Annotated in this window: 14 protein-coding genes; 3 read left to right on the plus strand and 11 right to left on the minus strand. The window is 75.7% G+C overall.

From position 1 onward, the window contains the following. Window positions 1-66 precede the first annotated feature (66 nt). The 7 genes from ACI8AD_RS16570 to ACI8AD_RS16600 all read right to left on the minus strand — a co-directional run bounded on the left by ACI8AD_RS16570 (window position 67) and on the right by ACI8AD_RS16600 (window position 4091). Window positions 67-567 (minus strand): hypothetical protein, encoded by a 501-nt coding sequence (locus ACI8AD_RS16570; protein ID WP_456871612.1) that lies wholly within the window; start codon window positions 565-567, stop codon window positions 67-69. Between the two features lie 9 nt (window positions 568-576). Further along, on the minus strand, window positions 577-1194 hold the full coding sequence (locus ACI8AD_RS16575) for a YdcF family protein (protein ID WP_456871613.1): 618 nt from the start codon (window positions 1192-1194) through the stop codon (window positions 577-579). A gap of 100 nt (window positions 1195-1294) precedes the next feature. After that, on the minus strand, window positions 1295-1669 hold the full coding sequence (locus ACI8AD_RS16580) for a hypothetical protein (protein ID WP_456871614.1): 375 nt from the start codon (window positions 1667-1669) through the stop codon (window positions 1295-1297). Window positions 1670-1776: 107 nt separating this feature from the next. Next, the gene (locus tag ACI8AD_RS16585) at window positions 1777-2241 is read right to left on the minus strand and encodes an Rv0361 family membrane protein (protein ID WP_456871615.1); all 465 of its coding nucleotides are present in this window, start codon (window positions 2239-2241) and stop codon (window positions 1777-1779) included. After that, window positions 2238-3392, minus strand: a complete 1155-nt coding sequence (dusB, locus tag ACI8AD_RS16590) for a tRNA dihydrouridine synthase DusB (RefSeq protein WP_456871616.1) — start codon at window positions 3390-3392, stop codon at window positions 2238-2240. The genes ACI8AD_RS16585 and dusB overlap by 4 nt, the downstream gene beginning before the upstream one ends. Window positions 3393-3444: 52 nt before the next feature. Beyond that, the gene (gene vapC, locus ACI8AD_RS16595) at window positions 3445-3849 is read right to left on the minus strand and encodes a type II toxin-antitoxin system VapC family toxin (protein WP_456871617.1); all 405 of its coding nucleotides are present in this window, start codon (window positions 3847-3849) and stop codon (window positions 3445-3447) included. Then, window positions 3846-4091 (minus strand): type II toxin-antitoxin system VapB family antitoxin, encoded by a 246-nt coding sequence (locus tag ACI8AD_RS16600; RefSeq protein ID WP_456871618.1) that lies wholly within the window; start codon window positions 4089-4091, stop codon window positions 3846-3848. The genes vapC and ACI8AD_RS16600 overlap by 4 nt, the downstream gene beginning before the upstream one ends. A gap of 108 nt (window positions 4092-4199) precedes the next feature. Between ACI8AD_RS16600 and ACI8AD_RS16605 the strand changes: the two genes are divergently transcribed. Then, window positions 4200-5360: a glycosyltransferase family 9 protein gene (locus ACI8AD_RS16605; RefSeq protein WP_456871619.1), complete on the plus strand. Its 1161-nt coding sequence runs from the start codon at window positions 4200-4202 to the stop codon at window positions 5358-5360. Between the two features lie 53 nt (window positions 5361-5413). Here ACI8AD_RS16605 and ACI8AD_RS16610 read toward each other — a convergent pair whose 3' ends face one another. Further along, the gene (locus ACI8AD_RS16610) at window positions 5414-6814 is read right to left on the minus strand and encodes a glycine--tRNA ligase (protein WP_456871620.1); all 1401 of its coding nucleotides are present in this window, start codon (window positions 6812-6814) and stop codon (window positions 5414-5416) included. 153 nt (window positions 6815-6967) lie between these two features. Here ACI8AD_RS16610 and ACI8AD_RS16615 point away from each other — a divergent pair, with 153 nt between their 5' ends. Further along, entirely contained in the window at window positions 6968-8428 is a 1461-nt protein-coding gene (locus tag ACI8AD_RS16615; RefSeq protein WP_456871621.1) for an Nramp family divalent metal transporter, read from the plus strand. Between the two features lie 10 nt (window positions 8429-8438). On the opposite strand, the gene ACI8AD_RS16620 is transcribed toward ACI8AD_RS16615, so the two are convergent. The 3 genes from ACI8AD_RS16620 to ACI8AD_RS16630 all read right to left on the minus strand — a co-directional run bounded on the left by ACI8AD_RS16620 (window position 8439) and on the right by ACI8AD_RS16630 (window position 10741). Continuing rightward, window positions 8439-9401, minus strand: coding sequence for a hypothetical protein (locus tag ACI8AD_RS16620; RefSeq protein ID WP_456871622.1), 963 nt, complete (start codon window positions 9399-9401; stop codon window positions 8439-8441). Between the two features lie 65 nt (window positions 9402-9466). After that, on the minus strand, window positions 9467-9745 hold the full coding sequence (locus ACI8AD_RS16625; protein ID WP_456871623.1) for an antibiotic biosynthesis monooxygenase family protein: 279 nt from the start codon (window positions 9743-9745) through the stop codon (window positions 9467-9469). An 84-nt stretch (window positions 9746-9829) separates the two neighbouring features. Next, window positions 9830-10741: a hypothetical protein gene (locus tag ACI8AD_RS16630; protein ID WP_456871624.1), complete on the minus strand. Its 912-nt coding sequence runs from the start codon at window positions 10739-10741 to the stop codon at window positions 9830-9832. Window positions 10742-11013: 272 nt separating this feature from the next. On the opposite strand from ACI8AD_RS16630, the gene ACI8AD_RS16635 reads away from it, so the two are divergent. Further along, window positions 11014-12936 carry a protein kinase domain-containing protein gene (locus tag ACI8AD_RS16635; protein ID WP_456871625.1) on the plus strand — a complete coding sequence of 641 codons (1923 nt, stop codon included), beginning with the start codon at window positions 11014-11016 and terminating at the stop codon, window positions 12934-12936. Window positions 12937-12988 lie beyond the last annotated feature (52 nt).

Genomic DNA, 12988 nt, shown 5'->3' on the forward strand with positions numbered 1-12988 from the left:
GCGTCCCGGCACCGATCATCCCCTCCCGGGACGACGGCCCGGGACGACGGCCCGCACGGGTCGGGCTCAGCTGCTCCCGGCGGCGGCCGCGCCGCCCACCGAGGCCGCGACCGCCGCCCCGTAGGCCCGCCGCTGCAGCACCAGGACCAGCCACAGCAGGAACACCTGCGCGTCGAGCGGCAGGTCCTCGTCCGCGGTGAGCGTGGGCCGGGGCGACCAGCCGCCGGTGGACCCGCTCTCGGCCACCGTCCGCTCCCCGGCGGTGAACCGGTAGGTGCCCCGCCACCAGGAGGCGGGCACGGCGTCGACGACGGTGCCGGCGAGGTCGAGCCGCCAGGTGCCCCGCCACACCGACACCTGCTCGGCGCGCAGGCGGACGGCGTCCGCGGGGTCGGCCGCCCACCGGCCGGCGAGGGTGCCGCCGCGCCGCCGGTCGAGGACCCACTCGCGGTCCCCGACCACCGCGACCGAGCCCTCCCTCCAGAAGTCGGTGGAGCGCAGGTGCGCCACGGGCTCGCCGTCGCGCAGCACCGGCAGCTCCCCGCGGCCCCTGCCCAGCTCCAGCACGTGCCCTCCTCAGCCGATGCCCGGTGCGCCCGCGACGCTCTCCCCGGTCACGCGGTAGAGCAGGTAGGCGGCGGTCTCCCGCAGGATGTACCGGAACTGCGTGCCGCGCGTCTGCACCGCCGGACCCTGCCGGGTCGGGGAGCTCTCGGCGGAGATCCCCGCGTCCTCGGCCATCCGCTCGGCCCGCATGGCGTGCCAGGGGTCGGTGACCAGGACCGCGTCGGACCAGCCGCGCTCGTCGAAGGCGGTGCCGACCGCGCGCATGCTCTCCAGCGTGTCGACGCCCTCGGGCACCGCCAGCAGCGACTCCTCGGGGATCCCGGCGTCGAGCAGGTAGTCCCGGCCGGCCTCGGCCTCGGTGAACTGGTCCCCGGCCGCCTTCCCGCCGACGGTCACCACGACCGGCGCGACGCCGTCCTCCCACAGCGACGCGGCGTGCTCCAGCCGCGCCTCGAAGATCGACGACGGCACGCCGTTGTACTGGGCCGACCCCAGCACCACGATCGCGTCCGACGACGGGCGGGCGTCCTGGCGCGCCGTCCACCAGATCGCGACCGCCGTCGAGGCGACGAGCAGCAGGGCGGCGAGGACGGCCGCGGCGAACACCCGCGACACCAGAGACCCCACCCGCGCCACCGGTCATGGATAACACGGGGCCCGTGCCGGGCGCGGCAGCCGGGACCGGTGTGGCGGTCGGGGAGCCGGAGGGCCCCGGCCGGCGGGGACGTCAGGCCACGAGGACGAAGCCGACGACGGCGAACAGGATCGTCAGCACGCAGACGAGGACGCCGACGTAGAGGCCGGTGCGGTTCACCGGCGAGGGCGGCGGGGACACGTAGAGCGGGAAGCCGGTGGCCGGCGGCCCCTGTTGCATCGCGGCCGCCTGCTGCGGCGTGGGCGCGTACTGCGGCTGCGGCGGCAGCTGCACCTGTCCCGGGAAGCCGACCTGGGTGGGCGCGGCCGGCGGCGGCACCGGCGGCGCGGCCGGGGCGACCCCGACGGGGGCGGGCGGCGCGGCCGGGGCCGGGGGGACGTACGGACCCGCGGGGGCGTACGGACCGGCCGGGGCGTAGGGCGCGGACGGGTGGGGCGGCTGCGACACCGGGGTTCCTCTCGTGCGGGCCCGGTCGGCTCCCCGCCGGGCGGCGCACATGGTGACAGCCGGGGCCGGGTCGGGAAAGGGCTCCCGTCGTGGCCGCGGCGCCCGCCTCAGCCGGAGGTCCCGCAGACCCGCGGGCCCTCCTCGAGCACCACGACCAGCGTCGTCTCGGTGCCGGTCCCGCCGTCGTCCCACCGGACCCGGACCTCCTGGGAGTCCCGGTCCCCCTGCTCCCCCGGCTCGACGGCCAGGATCTCGGCGGTGCCCGGCCGGGCGTACCCGGCGGCGACCTCGCCGACGTCCACGCCCTCGGTGTCGGCGCGGTCGTGCTCGGCCTGGCACAGCAGCCCGCCGGCGGTCTCGAGGTCGCCGGCGGCCAGTGCCGCGGTGAAGACGCCGACCACCTCGCGGGCCTGCTCCTCCGCCGTCCCCTTGACCAGCGGCAGGGCGACCACCATCCCGACGCCGACGGCGACGGTGGCGCCGAAGATGCCCAGGACGAGCCCGTTGCGGCGGCGCGGGGTGCTGGTGTGCAGCCGCTCGGGGCCCTCGTCGTAGAGGTACGGGCCGGTCATCCGCCGCTCGTCTCCAGCTCGGCGCCCGCCGGGGGGCGCGGGTCGTCACGGTCGTCGAGCCAGCCCTCGGGCAGCGCCACCGGCCGCGGGCTGCTGGTGCGCCCGCGCGGACCGCCGAGGACCGCCGTCGGGTAGGGCTGGTCCTCGATGCGGTCGAGCAGGCCGGCCAGCTCGTCGAGGGAGCTGACCATGGCCAGGGCACGGCGGACGTCGGAGCCGACCGAGAAACCCTTGAGGTACCAGGCGACGTGCTTGCGGAAGTCGGTGCAGCCGTGCAGCTCGCCCTGCCCGGCCGACAGCAGCTGCGCGTGCCGGTGCATGACGGCGGCGACCTCGCGCAGCGTCGGCAGCGCCCGCCGCGGGGAGCCGGCGAAGGCCGCGGCCAGGTCGCCGAACAGCCACGGCCGGCCCAGGCACCCCCGCCCGACGACGACGCCGGCGCAGCCGGTCGTCTCGACCATCCGCAGGGCGTCGTCGGCCTCCCAGACGTCGCCGTTGCCGAGGACCGGGATGCCGACGGCCTCGACCAGCCGCGCGATCGGCGCCCAGTCGGCGGTGCCGCTGTAGAGCTGGTCGGCGGTGCGCCCGTGCAGGGTGATCGCCGCGGCGCCCTCGTCCTGCGCGATCCGGCCGGCGTCGAGGTAGGTGACGTGGTCGTCGTCGATGCCGATGCGGGTCTTGACGGTGACCGGCACGTCGCGGGCGGCGCGCACCGCGGCTCGGACGATGTCGCGGAACAGGACCCGCCGCCACGGCAGCGCCGAGCCCCCGCCCTTGCGGGTCACCTTGGGCACCGGGCAGCCGAAGTTGAGGTCGACGTGCGCCGGGCGGGTGCCCGCGACCTCCTCGTCGACCAGCATCTCCACCGCCCGCCCGACGGTGGCCGGGTCGACGCCGTAGAGCTGCACGGAGAAGCCGGCCGCCGCCTCCTCCGGCGTGGCCCGGATCATCCGCAGCGTCTTCTCGTTGCGCTCGACCAGCGCCCGCGTGGTGATCATCTCGCAGACGTAGAGGCCGGCGCCGAACTCGCGGCACAGGGTGCGGAACGCCGGGTTGGTGATGCCGGCCATCGGCGCGAGCACCACGGCGGGGTCCACGGTGAGCGGCCCGAGCTGCAGCGGGACGACCGCCGGCGCCAGGGTGCTCGTCACGCCGTCCAGGGTAGGCGGGCCCTGTCGGGGGCTTCCGCGGAAGTGCACGACCTCACGCCGGCGCCGGCAGGGTCCGCAGCCCCGTGTGCCGGGCGAGGACGGCGAAGTCGCGGTCGCGGTGCAGGACGCCGACCCCGTGCCGCAGCGCCACGGCGGCCACGACGCAGTCGTTGAGCGAACGCGGTGTCTCCCCGGCCCGACGGCAGGCCCGGTACAGGGCGGCGGCGGTCTCCACGTCGACCGGGGACTCCTGGCGGAGCAGCTCCGCGCCGGCGAGGAACCGGGCGAGCTGCCCGGCGCGTTCCTCGGCGGTCGTCCCGGCCAGGACCTCCAGGAGGACGACGTCGGTCGCCGCGGCCTCCCCACGGGCGATCAGCCCGTGGAGCAGGTCGGTCTCGACCCCCGCCTCGCCGCGCAGGTAGGCGATCCAGACCGAGGAGTCGACGAGGACGGTCACTCCTGCGCAGCCGGGTCGACCGGCCACTGCCCGGCCAGCTCCTCGGCCTCCCCACGGCGGGTCCCGTCGAGGTCGCCGTCCCAGCCGCTGCCCCGCATGGCGTGCATCTCGCGGGGGGTCATGGGCGCCGCGCTGACCTGGCGGAGCGCGAAGTCGACGGCGTCCTTCTTGGTCTGCAGGCCGTACCGGCGCATGACCCGGGAGATCAGGTCGTCGTCGATGTCGATGTTCGTCCGGCCCACGGGCTCAGCGTACACACCGAGGTGTACGCAGGTGTCCGGCCGGCGCACGTGTCGAGGGCGTTCTGGTTGGGCACGGCGGTTCTCCGCAGCCCGAGGTCAGGAGGACGCGTGTCGAGGTCAGCGCCGCTCCCGCCCGCCGGCGCACCCGTGCCCGGCGTGGAGCGCATCGCCGTCCTGCGCGCGAACCTGCTGGGCGACCTGGTGATGACCCTCCCGGCGCTCGCCGCGCTGCGGGCGGCCCACCCCGACGCGGAGATCACCTACCTGGGCAGGCCGTGGCACGCCGAGCTGCTCGAGGGCCGGCCCGGGCCGTGGGACCGCGTGGTCGCCGTCCCGCCGTGGCCCGGCGTCCACGACGCGCCGGGCGCCTCCCGCGACCACCCCGAGGTGCACCGCTTCCTGCGCGCGCAGCGGGCCGAGGGCTACGACCTGGCGCTGCAGCTGCACGGCGGTGGCGGCAACTCCAACCCGCTGGTGACCGCCCTGGGCGCGCGGGTCACCGCCGGCGCGCGGGACGAGGGAGCCCCGCCGCTGGACCGCTGGCTGCCCTACGTCTACGACCAGCACGAGGTGCTGCGCTGCCTGGAGCTGGTCGGGCTGGTGGGCGCCGTGCCGGTCACCCTGGAGCCGCGGCTGGCGGTCACCCCGGCCGACGCCGCGGCCGCCGACGCCGTCCTGCCCGCCGGGCCCGAGCCGCTGGTCGCCCTGCACCCCGGCGCCAGCGACCCGCGGCGCCGCTGGCCGGCCGCCTGCTTCGCAGCCGTCGCCGGCGCCCTGGCCGCCGACGGCGTGCGGGTGGTGGTCGTGGGCTCGGGGGCCGACGACCGGCGGGCGGCCGACGCGATCCGCGCGGCGACGCCGGCGCCGCTGCTGGACCTGGTCGGGCGGCTGTCGCTGGGGGCGCTGGCCGGCGTCCTGGCGCGCTGCCGGGTGGTGGTCGCCAACGACTCCGGCCCGCGGCACCTCGCGGCGGCGGTGGGGACGGCGACCGTCGGCGTCTTCCTCGAGCACAACCTGCTCAACGCCGGGCCGCTGACCCGGCGGCGGCACCGCGTCGCCGTCTCTGCCCGCACCGACTGCCCGGTCTGCGGGGTCGACCAGAGCCGGTCCCGCTGCGGGCACGACCGGTCCCTGGTGGCCGGCGTCCCCGTCCCCGCCGTCCTGGCCGCGGCCCGGGACCTGCTCGAGGACGGCGGCCCCGCGGTGCACCCGGCCGCCCCCGCCGTCGCGCCGCAGCGGCAGCGCCCGGGCCGGCGCGCGGCCCGGTAGACCCGGGCACGTCCGCGGATCTGCACGCGGGCAGGTCCGCGGACGCGCCCGCGTCAGCAGCCGGGCAGGCGGGCGGCCAGGTAGCTCTCGACCTGGTCCAGCCCGACGCGCTCCTGGCCCATCGAGTCGCGGCCCCGCACGGTGACCGCCTGGTCCTCGAGGGTGTCGAAGTCGACGGTGAGGCAGAACGGGGTGCCGATCTCGTCCTGGCGGCGGTAGCGGCGGCCGATCGCGCCGGCGTCGTCGAAGTCGACGTTCCAGGTGCGGCGCAGCCTTGCGGCGAGGTCGCGGGCCTTGGGCGAGAGGTCGGCGTTGCGCGACAGCGGCAGGACGGCGGCCTTGACCGGCGCCAGGCGGGGGTCCAGCCGCAGCACGGTGCGGGTGTCGACGCCGCCCTTGGCGTTGGGCGCCTCGTCCTCGGTGTAGGCCTCGACGAGGAACGCCATCAGCGAGCGGGTCAGCCCCGCTGCCGGCTCGATGACGTAGGGCGTCCAGCGGGTGTTGTCCGCCTGGTCGAAGTAGGACAGGTCGACGCCGGAGTGCTCCGAGTGCGTCTTCAGGTCGAAGTCGGTGCGGTTGGCGATGCCCTCCAGCTCACCCCACTCCGAGCCCTGGAAGCCGAAGCGGTACTCGATGTCGACGGTGCGCGTCGAGTAGTGCGACAGCTTCTCCTTCGGGTGCTCGTAGTGCCGCAGGTTGTCCCGGTCGATCCCCAGGTCGACGTACCAGCGGGTGCGCTCGTCGATCCAGTACTGGTGCCACTCCTCGTCGGTGCCCGGCTCGACGAAGAACTCCATCTCCATCTGCTCGAACTCGCGGGTGCGGAAGATGAAGTTGCCCGGGGTGATCTCGTTGCGGAAGGACTTGCCGATCTGGCCGATGCCGAACGGCGGCTTCCTCCGCGCCGCCCCCATGACGTTGGCGAAGTTCACGAAGATGCCCTGCGCGGTCTCCGGGCGCAGGTAGTGCAGTCCCGACTCGTCCTCGACCGGGCCGAGGTAGGTCTTGAGCATCATGTTGAAGTCGCGCGGCTCGGTCCACCGGCCCTTGGTGCCGCAGTTCGGGCAGGAGATGTCCAGCAGGCCGTGCTCGGCCTCGTGGCCCTTGCGCGCCGCGAAGTCCTCCTCCAGGTGGTCGGCCCGGAAGCGCTTGTGGCAGTGCAGGCACTCGACGAGGGGGTCGGTGAACACGCCCACGTGGCCGGAGGCCACCCAGACCTGCCGCGGCAGGATCACCGAGGAGTCCAGGCCGACGACGTCGTCACGGCTCTGGACGACGGTGCGCCACCACTGCTTCTTGATGTTCTCCTTGAGCTCGACGCCGAGGGGCCCGTAGTCCCAGGCCGAGCGGGTGCCGCCGTAGATCTCGCCGGACGGGAAGACGAACCCCCGGCGCTTGCAGAGGTTGACCACCTTGTCGAGGCGGGCGGGGTCGTGGGTGGTGCTGGCGCTCACGAGCTCGGTGCTCCATCCGGCTGGCGGTCGGCGGCTGACCCGCCCACGGTAGTCGGGCGACACGTGGCGTCGCCGTCCGTCCCCGGCCAGACTGACCCCCTGGGCAGCGCCGAGACGCCGTCGGGGACCGGCGGCCACGCCCGAGGAGGTCCGATGGCCAGGTCAGACCGCGCCGGAGCCGCCCGGGGCGCCCCGGGGGCGGACGTCGCCGCCGCGTTCCCCACGCGCCACCACCCGCGGCCCGAGGTCCGGGACATGCCCGACGAGCCGCGCCGCTACCTGCGGCTGATCGGCCCGGGCATCATCGCCGCCGGCGTCGGCCTGGCCTCCGGGGAGTTCATCCTCTACCCCTACATCGCCTCCCAGGTCGGGCTGGTCTTCGTGTGGGCGGCCCTGGTCGGGCTGGTCACCCAGTACTTCCTCAACATGGAGATCGAGCGGTACACGCTGGCCACCGGCGAGACCGCGCTCACCGGGTTCAGCCGGTTCTGGCGGCACTGGGGCCTGGTGTTCGCGCTGCTCACCTACTTCGCCAACCTGTGGCCGGGCTGGTCGACCAGCTCGGCGACCCTGGTCACCTACCTGGTCGGCGGCGGGGACCCGCGCTGGATCGCGATCGGCATGCTGGTCGTCATCGGGCTGGTCCTCACCCTCGCGCCGGTCGTCTACGTCGCGCTGGAGCGGGCGCAGATGCTCAAGGTCGCGGCGGTGCTGCTGCTCTTCGCCGTGGCCGCGGTCGTGGCGGTGGGCGCCTCGGCGTGGTCGGACCTGCCGCAGGTGGTCACCCGGCCGCGCATCCCGGCCGAGGAGCTGGGCTTCGCCCTGCTGCTCGGCGCGCTGGCCTTCGCCGGCGGCGGCGGCGGGCAGAACCTGGTGCAGTCCAACTGGATCCGCGACAAGGGCTTCGGCATGGGCGCCTACGTGCCGCGTCTGATGAGCCCGGTGACCGGCGAGCCGGAGGCGGTGCCGAGCACCGGCTACGTGTTCGAGCCGACCCCGGACAACCTGCGTCGGTGGCGCGGCTGGTGGCGGTTCGCCAACGTCGAGCAGCTGTCCACGTTCGTGCTGATCACGTTCGTCACGATCCTGTTCACCTCGCTGCTGGCCTACTCGACGGTGTTCGGCCGCGACGACGTCTCCAACGACATCGGCTTCATCGAGACCGAGGGGCAGGTGCTGGGCGAGCGGGTCGGCTCCTGGTTCCAGTACTTCTTCTGGGCGGTCGGCGCCTTCGCGCTCTTCGCCGCCGCACTGGGGATCGTCGACTACACCAGCCGGCTCGCCGCCGACGTCATCAAGACCTCGTACGCCCGCGACGCCAACGAGAGCAAGGTCTACGCGGCGCTGGTGTGGGGCCTGGTCCTCGTCGGCATCGTGGTGCTGCTGGCCGGCCTCGACCAGCCCCTGGTGCTGCTGGTGATCTCCGCCGTCGTCGGCGGGTTCATGATGTTCCTCTACGCGGGCCTGCTGATCCTGGTCAACCGCAGGATCCTGCCGGCACCGATCCGCGTGCGCGGCGTGCGGCTGGGTGCGCTGGTGTGGGCGATCCTGCTGTTCGGCACGCTGTCGGTGCTGACCTTCCGGGCCCAGCTGGAGACCCTCTTCGGCGGCTGACGGCGCCGCGTCAGGCCTGCGTGTAGCCGCAGACGGCCGGCCCGCCCTCGTCGACGACGGTGACGACGAAGGAGACCTGGCTGCCGTCGTCGAGCGTGACGTCGAAGGTGACCTCGTCGACGTCGCCCGCGGGGGCGGCACCGGTGGCCGTGCCGTCGGTGATCTGCCCGCCGAGGAAGGCGTCGAAGTCGGCCAGCAGCGCCGCGGCGTCGGGGAGCTGGGCCTGCCCGTCGGCGCACAGGTCGGCGCGGGCGGTCTCGCCGTCGCGGTCCACCACCGCCTGCACCCAGGCCGCGGCGAACTCCGGGCTCTCGGGGAGGTTGAGCTCACCGCCGCCGGCACCGCCACCCCCGCCGCCGGTGGGAGCCCCCGCGCCGCCGCCGAAGCCGCCCCCGCCGGTGGGCCCGGCCGACGACGACGGCGACGACGACGAGGTCGGTGCGCTCGAGGAGGTGGTCGCCGAGGTGCTCGCCGAGGTGCTCGCCGGCGCGGCCCCGCTGCCGCCGTCGTCCCGGGTCAGCAGGAGCACGGCCAGCACGCCGCCGCCCACGAGCACGACGCCGAGCGCGGCGAGCAGGGCGATCAGCGGGCCGCGGCCCCTCTTCGGCGGCTGCGGCGGTGCGTAGCCGGGGGGGCCGTAGCCCGGGCCGCCGTAGCCCGGCGCGCCGTAGCCGGGGGCGCCGTACGGCGGCTGCTGTCCCCAGGGGGGCTGCTGCTGTCCCCAGGGGGGCTGCTGCCCGTAGGGCGGCTGCTGGCCCCACGGGGGCTGCTGGCCGGGGGGAGGCTGCGGGGGCCCGGGCGCCGCCGGGCCACCGAGCCGCAGGGTCGGGTCCCGCTGCTCGGGCGGTCCTCCGGCGAGCCGGTCGGTGGGCTGGTCGGGCACCGCCGGCCGGCCCGGGCCCCGCGGCACCGGGGGCAGGCGGGCCTCGCGGGTGCGGTCGGGCGGTGTCCCGTCCTGCGGCGGCTGGGTCATCGCGCCTGTCCTCCCCCGGCTCGTCCTGTCCGACGCAGGCTACGCACCCGCGCGGTGGCGGCGGCTCATCCCGGCGGGAGGTAGGCCCCCGGCTCGTCGACCGCGTGCAGCCACACCGGCGCCCCGGCGATCTTCACCTCCGCGGCCGACAGCGCGCGGCGGTAGGCGCCGACGCCGCCCCAGCGCGTGACCAGCGCCCACAGGCCCGGGTCGTCGGCGCACCGGCCGGCCTCGCCGCCGAGGAAGCCGGGACGTGCGGCGAGCGCGGCCAGCAACCGGTCGAGGTCGGTGGACAGGTCGGCGGCCGCCGACGGGGACACCCGCAACCGGGTCACCGCGAACACCGGCCCATGGTGCAGCAGCAGCGGCGGACGGACGCCGACGGCCGGCCCCCGCGGGTGCGGGGACCGGCCGTCGGGTGGGTGCGGTCAGCCGAAGTTGCAGACGAGCAGGTTCTGGTCCACCCAGAGCTGGACGGTCTGGACGCTGCCGTCCTCGAGGGTGAGCTCGAAGGTGGCGACGTCGACGGCGTTGGCCGCGTCGTACTCCACGCTCACCAGGACGCCGTCGGTGATGGCCAGGCCACCGAGGACGTCGGTGTAGAAGAAGAGCGTCAGGTACTCGTCGGGCGCGAACTCCGTGCCCTGCGACCCCTGCACCGCGGCGTCCTGCAGCCCGGCGCAGGAGATGTTGTAGAGCGTGGTGTAGTCGAAGTCGAAGGCCGCCTGCACCCAGGCGAGCGCGATGTCGCCGGAGCCCTCGTACTGGCCGGTGTCGGTGCCGCCGGTCTGCTCGGTCATCCCGCCGCCGGTGCTGCCGCCGCCGGTGCTGCCGCCGCCGGTGCTGCCGCCGCCGGTGGTACCGCCGCCGGTGCTGCCCCCGCCGCCGGGCGTGCCCGCGCCGCCGGGGACGGTCACCGGACCGCCCATCTCCATCCCGCCGCCGGCGCCCTCGCTGCCGCCGGAGCCCTCCCCGGAGCCCTCGTCCGAGCCCTGGGAGGACTCGGCCGACGAGGACGAGCCCGCGGCCTGGGTGGCGGGGGTGTCGTCACCGCGGAGCAGGAAGAACAGGAGCACGCCGACGCCGGCGGCCACCACGACCAGGGCGGTGACCACCCAGGGCAGCACGCTCTTCCTCTGCGGCGGCCGGGCGTAGCCGCCGGGGCCGAACCCGCCCGGGCCGCCCGGACCACCCGGTCCGCCCGGACCGAAGGCACCGGGGCCGCCGGGGCCCGCGGGGGCGCCGTACTGGCCGGGGGCGCCGTACTGGGCGGGGGCGCCGTACTGACCGGGCGGGGCGTACTGGCTCGGCGCGCCGTACGGGCCGGGGGGCTGACTCATCGTGCTTCTTCCGTTCGCAGGGGTGGGCGTGGGGGCCCGAGAGCGAGTGCAAGCTAGTGACGCTCCGCCGATCCGCCTACCGTTTCCTGCGCGCCAGTTCTGCGACCTCGCCCGTGCGGGCGAGGACGCAGATCGCCGATGCGCAACCGCGACCACCTGCCGTGGCGAGGACGCTGGTCGGGGTCGGTCGCCGTCCCTAGACTCCGCCGACGACCCGCACCCGGCGCCCGGATCCGACGAGCGCCCGGGCTGCGGCACACGGAGGAACACCGGTGGAGTTGCAACAGTTCGGCCCCTATCGCATCGAGGCGCTGCTCGGCCGCGGCGGGATGGGCGAGGTCTACCGCGCCTTCGACACCGAGCACGACCGCACGGTCGCGCTCAAGGTGCTCTCCGAGCACCTGGCCTCCGACTCCGGCTACCGGGAGCGGTTCCGGCGCGAGGCGCACCTGGCGGCCCGGCTCAACGAGCCGCACATCGTCCCGATCCACCGCTACGGCGAGATCGACGGGCGGCTGTTCCTCGACATGCGCCTGGTGCCCGGCCGCGACGTGGCGGCGGTGCTGGCCGAGCAGGGGCCGATGAGCCCCGAGCGGGCGGTGTCGATCGTCAGCCAGACCGCACGGGCCCTCGACGCCGCCCACGCCGACGGCCTGGTGCACCGCGACGTCAAGCCGTCCAACGTGCTGCTCACCGGCACCGGCGACGACGAGTTCGTGTACCTGGTGGACTTCGGCATCGCCCGGTCCACGTCGGACGGGCAGGGGCCGGCGCTCACCCAGACCGGCGCGGCGCTCGGGTCGTTCGACTACATGGCGCCCGAGCGGTTCCTCGAGCAGCCGATCGACAAGCGCGTCGACGTCTACGCGCTGGCCTGCGTGCTGTTCGAGTGCCTCACCGGCCGCCGGCCGTTCACCGGCGACGGGCTGGCCACGCTCATGTTCGCCCACCTCAACAACCCACCCACGCCGCCGTCGCAGCTGCGGCCGGGCCTGCCGCACGGCCTCGACGACGTCGTCCTCAAGGGCCTGGCCAAGGAGCCCGGCGAGCGCTACGGCAGCTGCGGTGAGCTCGCCGCGGCCGCGCGGGCGGCGCTGTCCTCGGCGGGGGTCGCCCCCCGGCCCGAGGCCGCGCCGCCGACCTCGGTCACGCCGCTGCCGGTGCGGCCGCACACCGTGGGCTTCTCCAACCCCGGCCCGCCCGGCACGTACGGTGCCCCCTCGGTCACCGGTGTCCCCGCGGCTGCCTACGCCGCGCCGGCGGGCCCGGGCGTCGCGACCGGCTACGGCCCGCCGTCCGACCCCGGCGCCCCCACCGGGTACGGCCCGCCGTCCAACCCCGGCGTCGCGACCGGCTACGGGCCGCCGTCCAACCCGGGGCCGCCCACCGGCTACGGCCCGCCGTCGAACCCCGGCGCCCCCACCGGCTACGGGCCGCCGTCCAACCCCGGCGGCCCCACCGGCTACGGCCCCCCGGCCGGCCAGGGCTTCGTCCCGTCCCCCGGCGGGGCCACACCGACCGGCGCGGGTCGGCGCAACCGGCTGCCGCTGCTCATCGGCGGGATCGCGGCGGCGCTGGTGGCCGTGGTCATCGGGGTCATCGCACTGGCCGGCGGCTTCGGCGGGAGCGACACCCCGACCGACACCACCGCCGACGGCGGCTCCGACACCGGCACGGACACCGGCACGGGCACGGACACCGGGACCGGCACGGACACGGGCGGCACCACCGACCCCGACCCGGAGGAGCAGCTGCTCGGGATCATCCCCGGCGACTTCGACCCCGCCGCCTGCCAGACCGGGGACCCGGCCGGCGACGGCGACATCGCGACCGTGAACTGCGGTGCCGCGGCGACCCAGCCCGGCCCCGAGGCGTCGTCGTTCTACCTGTACGAGGACGCGGCGGCCGTCAGCGAGGTCTTCCTCGCCGACATGGAGCGCGAGGGCGTCAGCGCGTTCACCGGCCAGCCGGACTGCGCCACCGGTCAGGGCTACGACGAGTACACGATCAACGGGCAGAGCGCCGGCCGGCTCGGCTGCTTCGTGAACGCCGACAACAACGCCGTCCTGTACTGGACCCAGGACGAGTTCGCCGCCGAGGGCATCGTCGTGATCGCCAACGGCGGCCAGGAGGGCCTGGCCACCCTCTACCAGTGGTGGCAGGACAGCGCGCACAGCGACTTCGTGCAGCGCTGACCCGCACCCGGCGGTCCCGACACGACGAGGGCCCCGTCCCCACCGGCCGGTG

It is taken from the genome of Geodermatophilus sp. SYSU D00766 (assembly GCF_054049915.1).